At 38.1% G+C, this 20,181-nt stretch carries 22 protein-coding genes; 8 read left to right on the top strand and 14 right to left on the bottom strand.

Annotated elements, in window-relative coordinates:
* Nucleotides 1–19: 19 nt before the first annotated feature.
* From KJS58_RS12665 to KJS58_RS12640, 5 genes are all read right to left on the bottom strand, one after another.
* A complete protein-coding gene (locus KJS58_RS12665; RefSeq protein WP_213532851.1) occupies nucleotides 20–895 on the bottom strand; it encodes a copper amine oxidase N-terminal domain-containing protein in 876 nt (291 codons plus the stop codon).
* Between the two features lie 97 nt (nucleotides 896–992).
* Entirely contained in the window at nucleotides 993–1,373 is a 381-nt protein-coding gene (locus tag KJS58_RS25470) for a hypothetical protein (protein ID WP_374705810.1), read from the bottom strand.
* Between the two features lie 279 nt (nucleotides 1,374–1,652).
* On the bottom strand, nucleotides 1,653–1,835 hold the full coding sequence (locus KJS58_RS12650; RefSeq protein WP_213532849.1) for a hypothetical protein: 183 nt from the start codon (nucleotides 1,833–1,835) through the stop codon (nucleotides 1,653–1,655).
* Nucleotides 1,836–1,875: 40 nt separating this feature from the next.
* The gene (locus KJS58_RS12645) at nucleotides 1,876–2,562 is read right to left on the bottom strand and encodes a hypothetical protein (RefSeq protein ID WP_213532848.1); all 687 of its coding nucleotides are present in this window, start codon (nucleotides 2,560–2,562) and stop codon (nucleotides 1,876–1,878) included.
* Nucleotides 2,559–3,095, bottom strand: coding sequence for a sigma-70 family RNA polymerase sigma factor (locus tag KJS58_RS12640; RefSeq protein WP_213532847.1), 537 nt, complete (start codon nucleotides 3,093–3,095; stop codon nucleotides 2,559–2,561). The genes KJS58_RS12645 and KJS58_RS12640 overlap by 4 nt, the downstream gene beginning before the upstream one ends.
* A 662-nt stretch (nucleotides 3,096–3,757) precedes the next feature.
* Between KJS58_RS12640 and KJS58_RS12635 the strand changes: the two genes are divergently transcribed.
* The gene (locus tag KJS58_RS12635; RefSeq protein ID WP_213532846.1) at nucleotides 3,758–4,996 is read left to right on the top strand and encodes an RNA polymerase sigma factor; all 1,239 of its coding nucleotides are present in this window, start codon (nucleotides 3,758–3,760) and stop codon (nucleotides 4,994–4,996) included.
* Between the two features lie 166 nt (nucleotides 4,997–5,162).
* On the opposite strand, the gene KJS58_RS12630 is transcribed toward KJS58_RS12635, so the two are convergent.
* Nucleotides 5,163–6,098 carry a GNAT family N-acetyltransferase gene (locus KJS58_RS12630; protein ID WP_213532845.1) on the bottom strand — a complete coding sequence of 312 codons (936 nt, stop codon included), beginning with the start codon at nucleotides 6,096–6,098 and terminating at the stop codon, nucleotides 5,163–5,165.
* A 160-nt stretch (nucleotides 6,099–6,258) separates the two neighbouring features.
* Between KJS58_RS12630 and KJS58_RS12625 the strand changes: the two genes are divergently transcribed.
* The gene (locus tag KJS58_RS12625) at nucleotides 6,259–7,146 is read left to right on the top strand and encodes an AraC family transcriptional regulator (protein WP_213532844.1); all 888 of its coding nucleotides are present in this window, start codon (nucleotides 6,259–6,261) and stop codon (nucleotides 7,144–7,146) included.
* A 166-nt stretch (nucleotides 7,147–7,312) separates the two neighbouring features.
* On the opposite strand, the gene arsC is transcribed toward KJS58_RS12625, so the two are convergent.
* The 3 genes from arsC to KJS58_RS12610 all read right to left on the bottom strand — a co-directional run bounded on the left by arsC (nucleotide 7,313) and on the right by KJS58_RS12610 (nucleotide 9,587).
* A complete protein-coding gene (arsC, locus tag KJS58_RS12620) occupies nucleotides 7,313–7,732 on the bottom strand; it encodes an arsenate reductase (thioredoxin) (RefSeq protein WP_160036991.1) in 420 nt (139 codons plus the stop codon).
* Nucleotides 7,733–7,771: 39 nt separating this feature from the next.
* Nucleotides 7,772–9,061 carry an arsenic transporter gene (locus tag KJS58_RS12615; RefSeq protein WP_160036993.1) on the bottom strand — a complete coding sequence of 430 codons (1,290 nt, stop codon included), beginning with the start codon at nucleotides 9,059–9,061 and terminating at the stop codon, nucleotides 7,772–7,774.
* 172 nt (nucleotides 9,062–9,233) lie between these two features.
* Complete coding sequence (locus KJS58_RS12610; protein WP_191804713.1) at nucleotides 9,234–9,587, bottom strand: ArsR/SmtB family transcription factor; 354 nt, start codon at nucleotides 9,585–9,587, stop codon at nucleotides 9,234–9,236.
* Between the two features lie 161 nt (nucleotides 9,588–9,748).
* Here KJS58_RS12610 and KJS58_RS12605 point away from each other — a divergent pair, with 161 nt between their 5' ends.
* The 3 genes from KJS58_RS12605 to KJS58_RS12595 all read left to right on the top strand — a co-directional run bounded on the left by KJS58_RS12605 (nucleotide 9,749) and on the right by KJS58_RS12595 (nucleotide 11,644).
* Nucleotides 9,749–10,066: an ArsR/SmtB family transcription factor gene (locus KJS58_RS12605; RefSeq protein WP_374705808.1), complete on the top strand. Its 318-nt coding sequence runs from the start codon at nucleotides 9,749–9,751 to the stop codon at nucleotides 10,064–10,066.
* Nucleotides 10,067–10,094: 28 nt separating this feature from the next.
* Nucleotides 10,095–11,048, top strand: coding sequence for a thioredoxin-disulfide reductase (gene trxB / locus KJS58_RS12600; protein ID WP_160037150.1), 954 nt, complete (start codon nucleotides 10,095–10,097; stop codon nucleotides 11,046–11,048).
* Nucleotides 11,049–11,134: 86 nt separating this feature from the next.
* Entirely contained in the window at nucleotides 11,135–11,644 is a 510-nt protein-coding gene (locus KJS58_RS12595; protein ID WP_201450771.1) for an arsinothricin resistance N-acetyltransferase ArsN1 family A, read from the top strand.
* A 52-nt stretch (nucleotides 11,645–11,696) separates the two neighbouring features.
* Here KJS58_RS12595 and KJS58_RS12590 read toward each other — a convergent pair whose 3' ends face one another.
* The 4 genes from KJS58_RS12590 to KJS58_RS12575 all read right to left on the bottom strand — a co-directional run bounded on the left by KJS58_RS12590 (nucleotide 11,697) and on the right by KJS58_RS12575 (nucleotide 14,637).
* Entirely contained in the window at nucleotides 11,697–11,876 is a 180-nt protein-coding gene (locus KJS58_RS12590) for a hypothetical protein (RefSeq protein ID WP_160037148.1), read from the bottom strand.
* A 17-nt stretch (nucleotides 11,877–11,893) separates the two neighbouring features.
* On the bottom strand, nucleotides 11,894–12,760 hold the full coding sequence (locus KJS58_RS12585; RefSeq protein WP_191804712.1) for a permease: 867 nt from the start codon (nucleotides 12,758–12,760) through the stop codon (nucleotides 11,894–11,896).
* Nucleotides 12,761–12,809: 49 nt separating this feature from the next.
* On the bottom strand, nucleotides 12,810–13,262 hold the full coding sequence (locus KJS58_RS12580; RefSeq protein WP_160037146.1) for a MarR family winged helix-turn-helix transcriptional regulator: 453 nt from the start codon (nucleotides 13,260–13,262) through the stop codon (nucleotides 12,810–12,812).
* 322 nt (nucleotides 13,263–13,584) lie between these two features.
* Nucleotides 13,585–14,637 carry a flavin-containing monooxygenase gene (locus KJS58_RS12575; protein ID WP_160037145.1) on the bottom strand — a complete coding sequence of 351 codons (1,053 nt, stop codon included), beginning with the start codon at nucleotides 14,635–14,637 and terminating at the stop codon, nucleotides 13,585–13,587.
* 113 nt (nucleotides 14,638–14,750) lie between these two features.
* Between KJS58_RS12575 and KJS58_RS12570 the strand changes: the two genes are divergently transcribed.
* Both KJS58_RS12570 and KJS58_RS12565 read left to right on the top strand, forming a co-directional pair.
* Nucleotides 14,751–15,095 carry an ArsR/SmtB family transcription factor gene (locus KJS58_RS12570; RefSeq protein ID WP_160037144.1) on the top strand — a complete coding sequence of 115 codons (345 nt, stop codon included), beginning with the start codon at nucleotides 14,751–14,753 and terminating at the stop codon, nucleotides 15,093–15,095.
* A 6-nt stretch (nucleotides 15,096–15,101) separates the two neighbouring features.
* Nucleotides 15,102–17,234 carry a heavy metal translocating P-type ATPase gene (locus KJS58_RS12565; protein ID WP_160037143.1) on the top strand — a complete coding sequence of 711 codons (2,133 nt, stop codon included), beginning with the start codon at nucleotides 15,102–15,104 and terminating at the stop codon, nucleotides 17,232–17,234.
* Between the two features lie 60 nt (nucleotides 17,235–17,294).
* Here KJS58_RS12565 and KJS58_RS12560 read toward each other — a convergent pair.
* Nucleotides 17,295–18,625, bottom strand: a protein-coding gene (locus KJS58_RS12560) for an IS3 family transposase (RefSeq protein ID WP_160037142.1) whose coding sequence is annotated in 2 segments (ribosomal slippage) — nucleotides 17,295–18,247 and nucleotides 18,247–18,625 — 1,332 coding nt in all. Because the reading frame shifts where the segments join, the coding sequence is not laid out codon by codon here.
* 369 nt (nucleotides 18,626–18,994) lie between these two features.
* Between KJS58_RS12560 and KJS58_RS12555 the strand changes: the two genes are divergently transcribed.
* Complete coding sequence (locus KJS58_RS12555) at nucleotides 18,995–19,975, top strand: arsenic resistance protein (protein WP_160037152.1); 981 nt, start codon at nucleotides 18,995–18,997, stop codon at nucleotides 19,973–19,975.
* Nucleotides 19,976–20,181: the final 206 nt, after the last annotated feature.

Raw genomic sequence — 20,181 nt, 5'->3', positions numbered from 1 at the left:
ACATCCGTGCTTCTTTTTTTCATTCTGCCTTTTTCATCTGATCTACTTCGTTTTCTTCTAGGATTGGATATAACTCATCTAAGCTGTTCATGTCTTTACTCCCAAGTATCGTCTCTTTGCCGGTATTGGACAGGTATCCATACTGGGATTGTCCTGAGTGCGAAGAAACTTTATAGAAAAACAACCGGTCATTAATCTTAGGTCGTTGTCCCACTTCACTTGATATGCCGCTGTTCGTAATCCAGAATTTATTTTCATTTCCTCCGATTTTTCCACTCCATGTAAGCCAAGCCGCATTTCCTTTAACTTTGTAATAGTCAATAGTACTATTTTCTATTATAAAGAAAGCTTTGGACTCTCCTTCAGGAAAGAGTAATTGAAAAGATCCTGCACTGCTTTGACCTCCGGTGAGTTCTTTTAACGTAGTAATTCTCGGAATCGTAATCGCAGCAAGACGGGATGTTGTTAGATTATCTGAATTTAAATTAGCTTTCGTCTCTTCATTTAACTTTGCGACTTGGACCGTTTTTGTATTAGCGTCCCAAGCTACATCACTGTTGAAATTCTCAGCAATAAATCGAATAGGAACCATAACCCGATTATCTTTAATTAGCATGGACTCCGATTGATTTGGTTTCACACTAAACGTCATTGACTTGGTCGGATGGGCAATCACAAGTGTTTTGGTTTTGTTGTTCCAGCTTTTTATCGAGATTCCCTCGATCTGTTCAATACTTCTCAACGGAACAAAAGTAGTTCCATTTTTAATAAAAGGGGCAACGTCTGTTTTTATGGGTCTGTCATTAACAACTACCGATATTGATGTAGCTGCTTGTACGGTTGGCACCATTAAAAACACGGCAAAACAAGTGAGAAAAAATGATTTCCATTTCAAATAAATCAACCTCCATAGGTGCTTTAGATGACTTTACATGTAGTATAAACGCTATTACTATGTAAAAGGTTGTTATTTTCTATAAGTACATTGACCACTAATCAGTAATTGAAGGCTTGCTTTGATTCAGCTGATCTTTAGTAAAGACTAACTCACCGCGTGTCCAAAATCCTTTTTGTACATAACCATCCCGATGAGTTTTGGTCCCATATCCATGTTCTAAGTTATCTTCCCATCCACCTTCATAAACAGTACCATCATTCCATTTATAAGTTCCTTTCCCGCTACACATCCCATCTTTCCATTCTCCACCGTAACGATCACCATTAGCGTATTCTTTAACGCCAGATCCATATTCCATATCATTAAACCATTGTCCTTCATACTTAGACCCATCTGACCAACGATAAACCCCGGTTCCACACCTAAGCCCATTCCTGGTTTGCCCGTGGTAAGTCTCACCTGATTCATATTCAATACATATTAGATCTTCCTGTATACTTTCCCATACTCCTTCAACCTATCTCTTTCAGATGATTTAAAGCGATGATGTGATCCGTTTCCATTACACGTTCAGCATGATAAGCTAAGGAATAGACATCTGGCATTTCGTTTTCAAATAATTTAAAACTCATTTGCCACCTCCAATTCTCTAACCATAACTTCTACATCATTATCCAACTAACCTTCCATTAAAACCCAGTAACTAATTTAAACGAATGAAATTAAACTTAATACCTAAGTAGAAAAATAGCCCCTATACAATAAATAGTCCGGCAAGAAGTAAACCTCCGAAAATAACTTTTTTTTCAACTGCAGTCCAATTTCTTTTCATTTGCTCACTCCTTAATAAATGCAATTCATCATGAGATTGAAAATGATAGACATCGGGATTCAACAACCCTTGCTGTTCCAAAAAAAGCCTAGAAGACGCTGCCATCAAGAGGTGCCTTTATTTATAACTTATATAACCCCTAAATCTAATTAGTTGATACGTTAATTTTCCAATCTCCATTTATCGTTATAGGAGCATCCGCTTTAGCTTGTCCTTGAAAACTTGATATGAACACTTCTATATTATCCATAGATGGAATAACTAAATCCGCTTTAAAAATTCGTTTTTTATCATCTTCTAATTTCACTTCTTCAAGCAGATTTTCCTTATTAGAGATCGTATAATCAGCGGGGATATCTACATTGGAAACAATTTTAATGGATTTGGAATCGAGTAATTTTCCTTCTGAATCTCTAATCTCAAATTGCCTAAGTGAGAGCACTTCAATAATTGCATAGGGTGCCTGCATTTTGTTCAAGATTTCTACCTCAATGGGTATAATGACGTTATCTTGTTCTTTACTGATCTTCCCTGAGGTTACCTTTATATCGTTAGAAGCCTGATTAAACTCAGTCCCTATAACCGTGCCGTCCCATTTTTTAATATCTGAGAAGTAACCCTTTACTGCGGAAGCAAACGTTTCGTTTAAGGCTCCTACTGATCCAATAACAATGACAATGGAAGCTGCTACTGCTGCTGCTAATGATATAGCCTGCCTAGATTTCTTTCTCTTCTTCCTTTCATTTTCAGCCATTTCTACTCCAACCCTTACTCTGTCGTTTATAATATCGGGTATTTTTATGTTATCAATTTCATCTTTAAAATGTTTCATACCGAGTGCACCTCCTTAAGACTCTTTTTCATTTTATTTAACGCCCTGTATAGGATTGTTTTTGCTGAACCTATAGGAATTTCCAAAATGTTAGATATCTCTTTGAAGGTATAATCTTGATAGAAGCGTAGTAGGACAACATTTTTCTCAGATACATCTAGTTCATCAATCAGATCCTCTAAAGTCAGGCTAAGTAGGATATTGGTATCTAGTGTTACATCGGAAGTAATACTTTCATTTATTATTTGAGGCTCCATAGGAACTAGTTTGTTTTTTTTACGAAGTAAATCTATTGAACAGGATATGGCTATCTTCATCAACCATGTTTTAAAGTATTTAGGTTCCTTTAGTGTTTTTATTGACTTAAAAGAACGGTATGCTGTTTCTTGTACAATGTCCAAGGCTTCTTCTTCATTTTTCACATTAATGTACGCGAGTCTGTAAATATCGTTTTGATATCTCTCAAATAGTGCTAGAAAGGAATTTTTATCTCCTTGTTGAGCTTCTTTTATTTCTTTATGGTATTCATTCATGTTCTAACTTCCTCCCTTCTTTATAAAGATCAGAATTGCTTTATTTGCTTAAGTATAATTTGCTTTATTCTCTTATTAGACTTTGAGTAACAACTTTTGGCTTTAGAAATATAAATATTTTGGTAGTTAGATTCTTACTTCAGAAACTTCAAGTTAATAAGAGTGAGTTCTGTTGTTAAAGGTAGATTCACTAATTTATATGCTTTTTCATAATTCGGTAAGTCAAAATGTCGAAGAAAAGCCTATTAGCTTAAAGAAAAGGAGCAGCTGCCAACCGGCAAACTGCTCCATGCTGTTTTTGAACTATCGTTTTTCCGTCAGTTTAATTGGTTGGGGGTTATAAATTGAAAGATTCCAATCATGATGAGCAAAGTCACGAGTACTGTTATAAAAGTTAAGCTCAACCTCAATATATTAGATGACTGAAGTTGTTTGTTCTGAACTTGCTTTTCCAGAAAGCCAAACCGTTTTTTAAGCTCCTGAATTTCTTTCTCCATTGGTAATCCTCACTTTATACCACATAGCTGAATTGCATTTACGCTTTGCTTTTTCGGGGTTAAAAAAAAGTCGAGTGGCGTCGTGTAAAATTATTTTAAAATGATGTGGCTTTTTACCTCCCTTCGGTGTCTAATGAATTGTAAGTTCAGGAGGAGGTTCTACTAGTGTCACGAGCTCAAGACAAAAAGAAAATCCCTGTTCTTCCGGAGGAGCAGGAGCACATCCAGCATTTCGAAGCCATTTATAATCAATATCGAGATAGAATTCGAAATTATATTGCAGTAAAGACAAATTTGGCAACTGCCGATGACTTAACGCAACAAGCTTTTTTAAAAGCAATGGAAAACTTTCACTTGTTTAAGTGTAACTCCAGTATATTTACTTGGCTATTCAAAATCGCGCAAAATATTGTGAAAAACGAGTATCGTACGAGATCACGAAATAAAGAAATGGTGCACGAAGTAACCGATTTTCAGTCCCAATCGATATCCCTCGATATTGCTAGAGATGTCGATATCCGTCTTGATATTAGTGCTGCATTAGCCCGATTGAATGAATTAGATCAGCAAATCATATCATTGCGTTTTTTCGTCGATTGCACTTTATTGGAAATATCCAAAATCATCGGGATGTCTGAAAGCGCAGTTAAGAACAGACTCTATCGTGCCTTAAACAAACTAAAAAAAGAATTAAAAGAATGGGGTGACATTACAATCATGTCTATTAAAGAATTGATATCAATTGTGGATAAAAGCGAGGCTCCCTCCAAGAATGATGGTATGAACAAGGTATACCATGACTTATTTGAAGAGTTGAAAAGCAATGTAGATCGAATTATTACAACCTATCGTCATCGACCTTCTCAGAAAATCGCTATTGAGATTTATCCGGATCTGCCCACTTTTCATCAAGCAATAAACGAGCCGGATGCGCCCAATTGGTTTATGGGAACCTATGAAGACAATAAAATTAAAATCGTATCCCCACTCAACCCAGGCCCTGAACATACGTATCAATCGGTACTACGGCACACCCTAAGCTTGTTTACGATGTGGTTAGTGAAGGATATTAATCCGTTAGCACCGAAATGGCTTACACACGGTCTCGGCGGGCATGAAGCCAAACAAATGTCACAAGAATATATCCAGTATAGCACCTCCGAATTGATTCAAAATAACGCTGTCCCTAGCTTTCAAGCATTAACTAATGATACCTGGGATTTCGAGAAGATAGGGGGATATGCATTCTCGCACTTGCTCGTAGAATATCTCATCCATTCATACAGTTTAGATGCGCTCAACAAATTCATACGCGATGCCACTGATTTTCAAGGCGCATTTCAAGTATCGGAAGCTGAGTTGCACGGGATGTGGGTGCAATATTTAAAATCTAGGCTATGTTAAATTTTGATACTAGTATTTGACCATAGCTCAACAGTACACTATACATTGTTCTATCTAGTACAGCCTTATAGCCCCAATCATTAAACTATCCTACCAGTTCGTTGAACAAAAGCAGCCGATTACATTGATCCGCTGCCTTCTTGTTTATATTGAGCTATCGTCACCGTTAGTTGCACTTGCAAACCTTATACCATACAAACATGTTGCCCAGTAGTTGAAATCCTGTTTTGTGATACACCCGCATCGCATCGTCTGGCTCTGGATCTAGGGTCCATAAACCACCGTGGTTAATGTAGAGTTTAGCAATCCCCATCTTTCGCAAGCGATGCATACACTCATAGAGCAAGTTCGTGGCCAATCCCTTTCTCCGATGGCTCGGTGCGGTTCCGAACGGTTCAATGATCGCAATATTATTAGCCGTGTCATACCACACGTTTGCAAACCCAACGATCTGATCTTCTTCATCGACAATTACTAAGTCCAATTCCTGCTTGTACGTCGGACTACTCATCAGGCGCTGGTATGCTTCCATCGTAGGCGCTGTCAGCCCAGCTGAACCACCCATAATATTTACCTTTTGTTCCAAGTCTTTAGAAATGATCGGCCGAACCATGAAGCCCTGTGGAAATTGCGGTTTTGGTATAGAGTCATCAAGCTCGATCGAGCCTGAGTACATATACCAGGTATGCTTGGTATATCCTCGTGCTTCCAAAGTTTCTACCCGTGTTGCATCTTCATCATACGCCCAGGCATACACTTCATTTCCTGTGCGGTCTTCTAACAACGTTGGTGCGCAATATCGCTGCTCGGCCCAAGTGAAAATCTCGTCTTCGAACCCTTCATAATCAGGCCCCGTGACGCAATAGAGGATATGATAATGTCCTGGCCAAATGGCTCCAATAATCGTTCCGTCTTCCAACTCACAGATGGTTATTATATCTTTGAAATGCCCATTGAACGAACGGATATAGTCCAAGTCACCGAGACTAGGGTAAAACCGTCTTCGGGGGTCAGCAAACTTTTTAATGATCAAATCACGAAGTGCTAAGTAATCTTCTTCATTCGAAAAGGGACGAAAACGCACCGTTTTTATTTGTTCCATGATTTCCACGTCCTTTGTTTTAATCACTATTGAGAGTGTTCCCAGAACACTGGTAGTCTTGGCTTTCAAATTTCCATTATATGCTTCATAATCAAATTATAAGTGTATCGAGCGTTCGCGGGTAACATTTCTTGCTCTTTTTTAGGAGGATCTGTTTGAAATGAAAAACGCATACCTAATAAACAGGTTGTCAGAGATCATTAATTGGATAGAGACAAATATTCAATTAGAAATTACTCTTGATGATATTGCATCTAATTCCCACCTTAGCAAGTACTACCTGCATCGAATATTCAAACAAGCAACGGGTTTAAGCTTATTAGAATATGTCAGATCTAGAAAATTGGCGGCGAGTCTGTCTGATTTAATGAATACGGACCTAAGAGTAGTTGATATAGCACAAGAGTATGGATTTGAGTACCATCAATCTTATATACGAGCATTCACACGGGAATATGGCATTACTCCAACCCAATTTCGTAATGGCACAACACCTGTGAAAGTGGTGGAACGATTCAATTTAGCAAACTGTTACCAAGTGGATGACGGGCTGGTCTTTAAACCAATTCATGTAATGTTACCAGCGTTCTTTGTTGCTGGAAATAGAAGAATTGTTTATATAGGCGATAATTTTCAAAATCAAACCGCAAATGATTATGCGCAAACTTTTTATTACAAAGATCGGCATCGAATAAAAAACGCAGTTGACCCTGATACGTATATTGGTTTAACCAGGGTTCCTAAGGACAGTACAGAGTTTACGTATTACATACCTTCTATCCAGGTTAAGGAGGGAAGTCCAGTTCCCGAGGGAATGATTGTCGAGAGGATCCCTTCAAATAAGTATGCGGTATTTAAATATATTGGAAATCACTACCCAAACGAAATATCGAGTAAGACCTTAAAGACTATTTGGGAGTATATCTATGGCCATTGGATGAAGGAAAATAATCAGTTAAATACCTATAGTTTTGAACGGATAAATCCATTACAAGCAGAGGATTACTGTGAGATGGAGCTGTTTTTTCCTTTTACAACCTTAAACTAACCTGCCCAGTAGCTTAAAGAAAAAGCAACCGGTCTATTGATCGGTTGCTTACTTTTTCTTCTTGAACTAACGTTTTTCCATTAGTTCAATACCTTGTTACTCTTTTAGATGTCACAATTAATTTAATCTGAATTACAATGTATCTCTTGTACTGGACTTTTATTATCTACTCACCTGTTTTTGCGAACGTTTCGATGCGCTGTCCAATTTCATCGCGTACACGCTGAAATACAGACCATTTTTCTTCGTCCGTTCCTTGAGCTTTTGCTGGATCATCAAATCCCCAATGTTCACGGCGAACACTTGGAGGAGTAATTGGGCACTTATCCGCTGCATCACCGCAAAGAGTGACAACAAGATCAGCAGCGTTCAAAATGGCTGGGTCAATAATATCAGAAGTTTGATTGGAGATATCAATACCCACTTCATTCATCGCTTTCACCGCATTTGGATTTAAGCCGTGTGCTTCAATTCCTGCGCTATATACATTCCACTGGTCACCAAGATATTTTTTAGCCCAACCTTCAGCCATTTGGCTGCGGCAAGAATTTCCTGTGCATAAGAAATAGATCGTTTTTTTACTCATAAATTTTTTTCTCCTTTTAGTAAGACTAAAGCTATTTTTTTATAAAATGAGAAGCCATAGATACAACCCTAGAAGCGTAATAAACAAAGTAGGAATTGTAATGATAACCCCTGTCTTAAAGTAAGTTCCCCATGGTATTTTGATGCCTTTCGTTGAAAGTACATGAAGCCACAAAAGGGTGGCTAATGAACCGATTGGGGTAATTTTAGGCCCTAAGTCAGACCCAATTACGTTTGCGTAAATTAAACCCTCTTGAATAACTCCTGTAGCGTGAGTTGCATCAATGGCAAGCGCATTAATCATCACCGTTGGCATGTTATTCATAATGGAGGAAAGAATTGCTGCAATAAATCCCATACCCATCGTTGCGATAAATAGTCCTTGCTCTGCCAAAGATCCTATCACCTCAGCTAAGAGATCTGTCATACCTGCATTTCGAAGTCCATATACAACAACGTACATTCCGATCGAAAAGAATACGATGTTCCAAGGTGCACCTTTCACCACTTCTTTCGTTTGTACGACTGAGCTCTTTCTTGCCAGCAGTAAGAAGGTAAGTGCAATGATCCCTGCAACAATAGATACCGGAATACCTACAAACTCACTTACAAAGTAGCCAATAACAAGTATAGCTAGGACATACCATGACACTCTAAACATCGCTGGGTCCTTAATTGCCTCAGATGGAGCCTTAAGCTCAGAATCATCAAACTTTTTCGGAATGCTTTTTCTGAAAAATAAGTAAAGGACTAAAATACTTGCTACTAGAGAGAAAAGATTAGGAATGATCATTCGACTAGCATACTCATTGAAGCTAATTCCAAAGAAATCAGCAGATACGATATTGACCAGGTTGCTTACAACGAGCGGAAGTGATGTTGTATCTGCTATAAAACCGCTGGCAATAATAAACGGAAACACTCTTTTTTCATCAAAATTGAGTGCACGCACCATGGCAAGCACGATAGGTGTCAAAATGAGTGCAGCACCGTCATTTGCAAAGAAGGCAGCAACGACAGCGCCAAGTACACTAATGTACACAAACATTCGGATTCCATTTCCTTTTGCTGCTCGGGCCATATGTAGTGCAGCCCATTCAAAGAACCCGATACGATCCAAAATCAGTGAAATTAAGATAATGGCCACAAATGCTAATGTCGCATTCCATACGATTTGAGTAACGTCCCAAACATCTTGGAAACTTACAACTCCAACTAACAAAGCAAGAACAGCACCACCACATGCAGACCAACCAATATTTAAGTTTTTCGGCTGCCAAATAACAAATACCAGTGTTACTAAAAAAATGAGACAAGCTAAGATTGTCAAAACCACTATAACACCTCCAAGTTGACTATCTTCTAATAAACTAAGTAGGATTTGTGCTTATCTGTAAAAAAACCAAAACGCGAAGATATAGTCTTTATCATGAGTCATGAACCGCCTCCTTTATTCAGTGATCATTATATAAGCATATGCTTATATAAACAACCCACTTTTTTTATTTTTCCACGCAACAAGAAGACTTTAAATCCCGCTTATTAAGGTCTTTTAGAATTTGCTGAGCACCAGGTAAACTCTCCAGAACTGCCTGAATATACGGTTTGTCTTCGACATGAAGCGAATAATAGATCCACTGACTTCGTCTCGACTCTTTTACAAGATCCAGCGACCTTAATTTCCTAATATGCTGGCTCACCGCCGGCTGAGACATTTCAAAAATATCAACGAACTCACAAACACACCATTCCCGATCTTTTAAAAGCAGTAACATTGTAAGCCTCGTTTTATCTCCTAAAAGTTTTAAACGATCTGCTACGAGAGATAAATCAGATGCAGCTAATACCTCACTCATGATCTTCACCCCTTTCGTACGGTCAATTATTATCTTTTTGCCTCCATCATACATAACATCAATCCATTTATCAAATAATCTTGATGTATTGAAACTAAAGCCTCTCTGTGTTAGGATTTCATTAATCAAAATTATTTGATTTATAAAGGAGTTTATTCCTCATGACAACAGATGTCGCAATGTTGGCTGACTATGAGTCCAAATTTAAAGCCTTAGCTGATCAGAAGAGACTGCTCATTATGAGTGAGCTTTGCCAATATGAAGAAGTTTGCGTTTGCGATTTGGTAGAAAAAATGGATATACCTCAGTCCAAACTCTCCTATCACCTTAAGATCCTTCATGATGCCGGCTTTATACTGAAAGAAACAAGAGGTACCTGGAGTTATTATCGGATAAATGAAAGTGAAGTCAATAAGATCTTATCTCCGGAATTGTGCTGCATCTTCACAAAACCTAATACCAATCAAACGAAGTGTTAATCTAATATGCCCTATAAGGAGGATTCTTATGTATAAATCAGTTATTATTGGGACAGGACCAGCAGGATACACAGCGGCCATTTATTTGGCTCGTGCGAATATGAATCCGCTTGTTATTGAAGGACTTCAGCCTGGAGGCCAGCTAACCACGACTACCGAAATTGAAAACTTCCCAGGATTTCCTGATGGAATTATGGGACCGGAACTTATGGATAACATGCGAAAACAAGCAGAACGTTTTGGCGCTCAGTTCAAATCCGGATTCGTTAGTGAAGTGGACTTTAGCAAACGACCATTTAAAATCAAAATTGAAGGTCAAGATGAGATTGAGGCAGAATCCGTTATTATCTCCACTGGAGCGTCAGCTAGATATCTTGATATTCCTAATGAACAAGAATATGTGGGTCGAGGCGTTAGTACCTGCGCTACTTGCGACGGATTCTTTTTCCGCAATAAGAAAATCATCGTAGTAGGCGGTGGAGACTCTGCTATGGAAGAAGCTAGCTTCTTAACTCGTTTTGCTTCTGAAGTCGTACTAGTCCATCGCCGGGATGAATTAAGAGCATCTAAAATTATGCAAGACCGTGCAAAATCAAATTCAAAAATCACATTTGCTTTAAATCGAACACCGATTGAAGTACTTCCCCAAGACATGGGGATTCGAGGATTAAAGGTCCGTAATAATGAAACCGGACAAGAAGAAATAATCGAAGCTGACGGTTTATTTATAGCTATAGGGCATAATCCAAACATCTCATTTTTAGGTGAGCAGATCACTACCGACCCTCTTGGATACATTGTTGTTAATCCAGGAACGACAGAAACCAATATTCCCGGCGTGTTTGCCTGCGGTGATGTACAAGACTCCAAGTACCGTCAAGCTATTACAGCAGCAGGTTCCGGATGTATGGCTGCCATGGACTGTGAAAGGTTTTTAGAGGGTTCCTCCGTTCATGACTGGAGCGAAACACTGGATCAATAATTTTACTAAGAACTAAGCTCATCAAACTAACTTTGATGAGCTTTTGTTTTATATTAGTAGTATGAATCTAGATGGAGGTTCAAAAAATGAAAATACAAGTCCGCCCAGCGATTGAAAAAGACGCACAAGAAATTATGGAGATTTATAATTACTCCCTCGTCGTAGAGAAAAATGCAACCTTTGAAACAATCCCTAAAACGCTAGAAGATCGAATGGAGTGGATTCAATCACAAGGTGAAAGATTTCCTATCCTCGTAGCAGAACTAAATCATCAGATTATAGGCTGGGCATCCGTATCTAGTTATCGTTCTAGGGAATGTTATCAAGGCATTGGGGAGTTTTCAGTATATGTACATAAAGATTTTAGAAAACAAAATGTAGGTTACACCCTCCTACTCCAGCTATTAAACGTCTCCAAGGAAGCTGGTTACTGGAAACTACTTTCTCGTATTTTCACTTTTAATAAGGGAAGCCGAAAACTGTGCGAACGATGTGGATTCAGAGAAGTCGGTATTTATGAAAAACACGCTAAATTAGAAGATCAGTGGATTGACTGTGTTATTGTAGAGAAAATGATCCCTGAAAATTTAAATTAAGAAAGAATATAAAAAAACAAGGCTCTGCTAATATTGAGCCTTGTTTTTTGTATTAATTAGAGGATGAAGGTGTAGTCTTGCAGCAGCTATCCGAAGAAAGATCTGTATCCTTTTCATCTTTTACTTCTTCGATTTTTATGTTACAACAAGATTGCTTTTCCTCTTTTACCTCTTCAATTTTCACACTGCAGCAATCGTCGTTTTTCTTTGATTTCTTAAACAAGTTAAACATGATTAGATTCACCTCCTTTAAATAATGTAGAATAAGAATCCTGATAACGTAGCCATCGTAATAACAGAAGCTACAAAAGCAACGACCAATCGTTTATGGAAAATGGAATTTAATAATGCTACTTCTGGAATACTTGCTCCAACTGACCCTATCATCAATGCCATCACAGGAGGAAAAGCCATTCCTTTTGCGATCAGTATTTTAGATAATGGGATCATCGTTTCAATACGCACATATAATGGAATTCCAATGACAGCTGCAATTGGAACAAGCCACCACTTATCTCCTCCTAAATATGTGCTAATAAATTCTGTCGGTACCGCTTCATGAATAAATGCTCCAATTGCAGCACCAATAAGAAGATACGGATAAACGGTCTTCATAAGATTTAGCGTTTCTGTGACAGCAGCCTTAAAGCTAAATTTCATCTCACCTTCCTTATATCCAGTCATGTTCACTTTTTTTACTGCTGCTTCAAAACCGAATTTTTCTAGCAACAGTCCAACAAGGGCTGAGAAGATGGCAGTAATAATGGTGTATGTTATAGCGACTTTTATACCAAGCATCGCAGCCATCAGTGTAATAATAGTTGGATCTAATAAAGGAGATGAAAATAAGAACACCATGACAATCCCAAAACGCACTTTTTTATTTAATAGGTTCACGACTACCGGTATGGTAGAACAAGAACAAAATGGTGTAACAAAGGCAAAGACAAGGGCTGCCAATACCCCTAAAAAGGTGTTTTTTCCTGAAAGATATTTGTTGATTTTGTCGTAAGGTATAATACCTTGAAGCAAGTTAACTACAAATGATATACCTACGAAAAGCGCCAATAGTTCAAAGGCGATGATAAAAAATTCGCTAATTATTTCTTTAATCATGTCTACACTCCTATATAGTTGCAAATTGCAAGTATTTATTTGAATTGTATTACCCTAAAGGGGTAGTACAACACTTCGTGGTTTTCTCCATATTTTTGTTCAGTAATTGAATAGAATGTACAACCATCTCTTGTTCTTCTTGACTCATATTCGCGAAAACATCATCCAAATATTGATTCATTTGCCCATCTATATTTTCAGCAACTTCTTTTCCTTCTTCTGTAAGTGATAAAATAAAAATTCTTCGATCCTTTGGATCAGGTGTTTTAGAAACTAAATTTATTTTAATTAACGTTTGTACTTGTCTGCTAAAAGTAGTGATATCTGTTCCTAATGTTTCCGCCACTTGTTGCATAGAGGGCTCATGCTGACGATCAATCTCATATAAAATATGACTTTGAACAAGAGAAATATCGTGGCCACCAGCCTGACAACAGTTTTTATTTAAAAAGCCAAAACGTCGACTAAAGACTTGGAAAAGCTCTCTTAAATTTTGATCCATTATAAATCACCTCTTCCGTAATAAGCTGTTGTGAAATACTTGTAAGTTACAAATGTTAATTATAATATAAATTAATTATTTGCAGTTTGCAAGTATTTTATGTGCGGAATTTTTCAGTTGTATATTTTAAGATCATAGCGTCTAAACCATATATGTTCCTGAAGAACAAGGCTTCCTGTAAGGATAAGAAAGGGTTTGATAATTTTCCACCTACTCTTATCATCTAACATTTAATTAAGAACTTACACGTTAGTAAAAAACAGCTGATCACTTTAATCAGCTGTCTTCTCACTGAACTAATGTTTCCCATCAGTTGAACATATTATTTTATAACATTTATATGGCTTACAATTTTTTGAGCATCATATTTTACCCAACCCAATAAAGCTGAACCCCTAGAACTTTGCCAAGGGAGCCCGACATAATACAACCCTCTAATCGGAGACATGCCTGAATAATGCTTAATTTGACCATGTGAATCAAATGCTCCTTGAATGTCAATCCACTCGTCGTTCCGCTTAAAACCTGTGGCCCATATTATATTTTTCACTTCAATATCAGTTCCATCTTCAAAAATAATTATATCTCTTTTCGCATTCAATGCACGAGGATAGATCTTCACTTTTCCTTTTTTAGCTAGTTTTTTTAATTCATATCCGTATACTTGCTCGGGCTGCTTTTTCAGCCATCTTCCAAATGGACCTTGCGTGCTTGCGCGAAGAAACCCTAGTGTTTCAAAATACCAAAAAATACTTTGATTCAAGATATACAAGGGCTTGAATGAGATATTACGAGCTACCGATATGTAAACGGGTCTAGTTTCCTTTTGATCCTGAGCTATCTCTGTTGCTATTTGTGTACCAGAGTTTCCACCACCGACAACTAGTGTGTTTCCTTCTCTTAATTGGCTTGGATTAAGATATTCAGAAGAGTGCAACTGTGTAACATTTCTTGATATTAGTTTAGAAAATTTCGGGATATTTGGAACCTGGAAAGGACCAGTTGAAACAATAATGTTATGTGCCTCAATAGTACCTTCCGATGTTTCTATTTTAAAAATTTCCCCTTCTTTCCAAAGTCGCTTGGCAGGACATTTTAATTTGATCGGGAGATCGATGTTATTCGCGTAAGACTCAAGATAATCCGCTATCTCATCTTTACTAGGTAGCCCGTTCCTCTCTCCTTCCATTTCCATTCCTGGCAATTCATCATATATCCTGGGTGTAAAAAGGTGTAGAGAGTCGTAACGATGTCGCCATGAATCCCCAATTGAGTTTGCTGCTTCCACAATCAAAAATCTTAAACCGGCCTGTTTGAGATAATAACCAGTAGCCAAACCAGCTTGACCAGCACCTATTACTAATACATCGTACATTTTGTTATCCTCCCTTAACTATTTTCTAACAATCAAATGATCGTTTGATTGAATAATCATAATATGATAAGCTCATAATAATCAAACAATCATTTGATTAATGGAGGGGTACCATGAAAGATAGCTGTGAGATTTATTGTTATGACGAAACAAGAGTACGTAAAGTACAACATGCTCTACAACAACAAAACATTCAGATAATGTCAAAAATGTTTAAGGCTCTCGCAGATGAAACACGATTGAAGATTGTATTTTCTTTATGTGAAGAAGAACTTTGCGTATGTGACGTGGCAAATATTACTGGGTCCTCATTGGCTACTGCATCGCATCATCTGCGAATACTAAAGCAACTTGGTTTAGCAAAATACCGAAAAGAAGGAAAGTTAGTTTTCTATTCATTAGAAGATGATCATGTACGTCAACTAGTTCAATTAGCCTCAATGCATACAAGGAGTTGATGAGTCATGCAACAACATGAGGAAAAAATCAATGAAAAACAAGTTTACCGTGTACAGGGTTTTACTTGTACAAATTGTGCAGGTATGTTTGAGAATAATGTAAAAAATCTTCCTGGCGTATCAGATGCAAAGGTAAACTTTGGTGCAGCCAAAATAACCGTTTATGGAAATGCCACCGTGGAAGAGTTAGAAAAGGCTGGTTCATTTGAAAACTTAAAAATTTCTCCTGAAAGACAAAGAATTATTGAAAAAAAGGAACCTTTTTGGAAAGAAAACTGGAACTTAATTCTTTCTATTTTGTTTATGGCTGCTGGCTATTTTCTCGCTTCTCGCTATGGAGAAGAGGAGTTAATTCCTGCTTTAACATTTAGCGCGGCAATTATTATTGGCGGTTATAATTTATTCAAAAAGGGGATTAAGAATCTATTTCGTTTGCAGTTTGACATGAACACACTCATGACAGTAGCTATAATTGGGGCTGCTGCTATCGGTGAATGGGGCGAAGGTGCAGTCGTTGTAGTCCTCTTTGCAATAAGCGAGACTCTAGAACGCTACTCGATGCAAAAAGCACGTCAATCTATTCGATCCCTTATGAACATTGCGCCTAAAGAAGCTTTAATTCGACGTGGTTCTTCTGAAAAAATGGTGAATGTTGATGATATTCAGGTTGGAGATGTAATGATCGTTAAGCCAGGACAAAAACTGGCTATGGATGGCATTGTCATTAAAGGTACTTCGACGCTGAATCAAGCGGCAATCACGGGCGAATCGGTTCCTGTTACAAAAACTATCGATGATGAAGTATTTGCAGGTACCCTAAATGAAGAAGGCTTACTTGAAATCAGAGTTACCAAACGAGTTGAAGATACTACTATTTCTAAGATTATTCACCTTGTAGAAGAAGCACAAGCCGAACGAGCTCCTTCACAAGCGTTTGTGGACCGTTTCGCTAAGTATTACACACCTGCAATAATGGTGCTCGCCATCGGTATCGCCATCGTCCCACCACTCTTTGGTGCTGACTGGGGAGATTGGATATATCGTGGTTTATCGCTTCTTGTAGTAGGATGTCCTTGTGCTTTGGTTATTTCTACTCCTATTTCAATTGTCACCGCAATCGGCAACGCTGCAAAGAATGGTGTTCTGATCAAAGGTGGTATTCATCTGGAAGAAGCCGGACGCATTTCAGCTGTAGCTTTTGACAAAACTGGCACCTTAACAAAAGGGTTTCCAGAAGTAACAGATATCGCCGTATTTAACGGGCAGAATGAAAGTGAAGTACTTTCGATTGCTGCTTTGATTGAAAAAGGTTCACAACATCCGCTTGCATCTGCAATTGTTCGGAAAGCGGAAAAATTAGGTGCTGACCTATCGCACTCAGTTGATGACTTTCAATCCATTACAGGTAAGGGTGTAAAAGCTTCCATTGGTGGCCAGCTATACTTTATTGGAAGTCCTAAACTATTTGAGGAACTACACTCTAAATCTATAGATACGAAACGCGAGCGAATCAGCACGCTGCAGACTCAAGGGAAAACTGTTATGGTACTAGGCACACAACAAGAAGTAATTGCCTTGATTGCAGTGGCCGACGCGGTACGCGATTCCAGTAAATCGGTTATTGAAGAACTGCATTCTATCGGGGTTAAAAAGACAGTTATGCTTACTGGAGATAACCAAGCAACGGCTAATGCAATTGGAAGCCAGTTGGGCGTAGCCGAAGTCAAAGCAGAGTTGTTACCCCAAGACAAGCTAAATTACATTAAGAAACTTCGGGAAAGCTATTCACACGTAGCAATGGTTGGTGACGGAGTAAATGATGCACCTGCACTTGCCGCTTCTACTGTAGGTATTGCCATGGGCGGCGCAGGTACGGATACTGCACTTGAGACAGCCGATATTGCATTAATGGCTGACGACTTGAGAAAACTCCCCTACACAATTCGTTTAAGCAAGAAAACTCTTGCGATTATCAAACAAAACGTAGCGTTTTCCTTAGGAATTAAGTTGTTAGCATTAGTGCTTATTGTACCTGGATGGCTAACTCTATGGCTTGCAATTCTTGCGGATATGGGAGCAACTTTGATCGTGACTCTAAACAGTTTAAGACTTTTAAAAGTGAAAAAAGAAGATAAGTAGACAAAGAACTGAACTGAACCCTATAAAGTAGACAGTTTTAAAAAAAGGATACGTTCGTATTTAAGCGGCAATGAGATGACTTCGGTATGCTGCCGGAGTCATCCTTTTTAATGTCCATTGCTTTCTTGTGTTGTTATAGTGATCCATGTAATCATCAATCATTTGTTTTAATTCTCCTATATTGGTTGCCTGTTTATAAGGAACTTCGTCTTTCATATGTCCAAAGAAAGATTCCATTGGTGCGTTATCTAAGCAGTTCCCTTTTCGTGACATGGATTGTAGGAATCCCATTCTCTTCACTTGAGACTGGTACTCTGGATGGGTGTAGTGAAATCCTTGATCGGAATGAATCATCGCTTCTGGATGCAATCGATTCCGAGTAAAATCTTCTAACTTCCTTAATGTTCGATAGACAATCTCCATTCGTAAACTCGCTGAGAGTTCATAAGCGACAATTTCTCGTGTCGCCACATCTTTCACACAAGATAAATAAGCCGTTTTGCCACCACCAATTTGTAGGTAGGTGATGTCCGTCAAGAAGACTTTCCCAGGTTCCTTCTGATTAAACTGACGGTTCAAATGGTTTGGTACCTGACGGTGAGCTTCCGTGGCTTTGGTCAATGTTCGGTAAGGGTTCGCTCTTCGTACTTTCGCGAAGAAGTGAAACTTGCGCATTAAACGCAAGATTTTCTTGTGATTCATAGGCTGACCAGCTTTTTCGGCGACTTCCATATACAAACCACGATAGCCGATTTTTCCGTTGAACTGATCATAAATCTCTTTTAGAAAGACGTAATCCTGATAATCAGATTCCTCACGGAGGGCTTGTTTTCCGCTACTTCGAAGCCATTTATAATAGCCGCTCGGACTCACTTTAGCTACTTCACATAAGTAACGGACCATATTCTTCAATTGATACAGCCGAATCGTCTCATTGATGACTTGGTATTTCTCTCGGGCTGTTAACGACGATTCTTCTTCGCCTGCCTTTCCAACTCGTCTAGCTTTTTTAGTAGGGTCAATTCTGCCTCTAACAGACGAATTCGTGCTTCCGCTTGAGCTAATTTCTTCTCAGCAGAGGCATTTTCTTTCTTAGGGCGTCCCTTACTCGCTTTTCCTCGGCGTTCCTCTAAAAAACCATTTTCTCCATAGGTATGGAAGGTTCTACGCCAACGAGCTAAGGCGCTTTGTGCTTTCTTTATACCAATCACCTTCAAATCGAAGCCAGCTTCTGTGAAGATTTCTACGGGTCCTTTACCAGATTGGTTTTGTTTAACCGCCTGTAGTTTGAAGTCAGGGGTATATTGAATCGTGCGGTCGGTCACGATTTTAACGTTTGGATTGGCTTCTAGTTGTCTCTGTTGATGTTCATTAAAGATAATCTTACTCATAAAAAATACTCCGTTCTAAAATTGTAATGTTAGTATAACGGGACTTTTCTAGAAAGAGAATAGAAAAACCCCGAATCGAGTCCACTTTTTTTTAAAGTGTCTACCATTCGGGGTTCAGTTCAAACATTTGAAAGAGTTGTTTTTTTGTAATTAAAGTATTAACCTGCCAAAAATCAGCCGATTGTTAGCGGCTGATTTTTTTAAAACTATTATTTTCCGGTAATTCAATAAAAAATAGATCAGTTTTTGCTATCCTTGATCAAGGTGAACAAGATTTTGAACTGAATGTTACGAAACCAAGGTTTTGAGTAATTCATTCGTTTATCTTTCTTTGTATGCTACAATTTACCTTAAAAAAAGGGGAGCACCATTTTGATTACAAGAGAAAATTTAGAGAACAAACAGATATGGATATACGCTGTAACGTTAATTGTAGGTGGACTAACAGGGGTCTATCTTCCTCAATTTGGTTCTTCACTTGAAGTTGCGATTTCTCCATTCATTGCTATACTGTTATACACTATGTTTGCACAAATTCCTTTTCTTGAATTAAAAAAATCATTGTCAAATGTTAAATTCATAATAGGATTATTGGTGTCAAACTTTATTGTCGTTCCGATCATTGTATGGATTTTAACTATGATATTCCCTCAATCACCTTATGTACTTCTAGGAATTCACTTAGTTTTATTGACTCCTTGTATTGATTACGTGATTGTATTTACTAAGCTTGGACGTGGAAATGAAAAACTTATGCTTGCAGCTACACCGATACTTTTTGTGTTACAAATGATATTACTTCCATTTTATCTATGGTTGTTTATGGGTGAAGATACAGCACAGATCGTAAAGGTTGAACCTTTCCTAGAAGCATTCTTGTTTCTAATTGCACTTCCACTCCTACTTGCAATATTAACTCAAGTATGGGCTAAACGAGGATTGAAAGGAAAAGGTGTTCTTCAGTTCACTACATGGCTTCCGGTGCCTTTCATGGCTTTAGTACTGCTGGTAGTAGTTGCTTCTCAGATAGAAAACGTGGTTAGTGACTTTCAATTGATCTTAGCAGTAGTACCAATTTATCTCTTGTTTCATATCTTTATGCCTATTTTTTCAAAGATGGTAACGAAACTATTTAAACTAGATGTTGGTGCAAGCCGAGCTGTTGTGTTCAGTTCAAGTACAAGAAATTCTTTGGTAGTCTTACCATTGGCTTTATCATTACCCAACGAGTACGCCGTAATAACTGCTGCGGTTATAGTAACCCAAACTATAGTGGAATTAGTTATGGAGTTATTCTATATAAAAATTATTCCATCATTTGTGATAAAGGAAAAGCAACCGGTCTTATGATCGGTTGCTTTTTTTCTTGAACTAACGTTTCTACGTTAGCTTCATACGTTCAATTAAAGGAAGATTTATGACCAGTTCATTCCCAAAAAACCTACCAAAACATATACAAAAGCTATCAGCAGTAGCCAATATAAGATATTAAACGGATTGTCCCTAAGGTTTAGTAGGGCTCTTATCCACTTCAGAGGAGCTCTCATAAATTAAAC

The organism is Paenibacillus sp. J45TS6, from assembly GCF_018403285.1.
Taxonomy (GTDB): Bacteria; Bacillota; Bacilli; order Paenibacillales; family Paenibacillaceae; genus Paenibacillus.
This window is presented reverse-complemented; position numbering and strand designations above follow the sequence as displayed.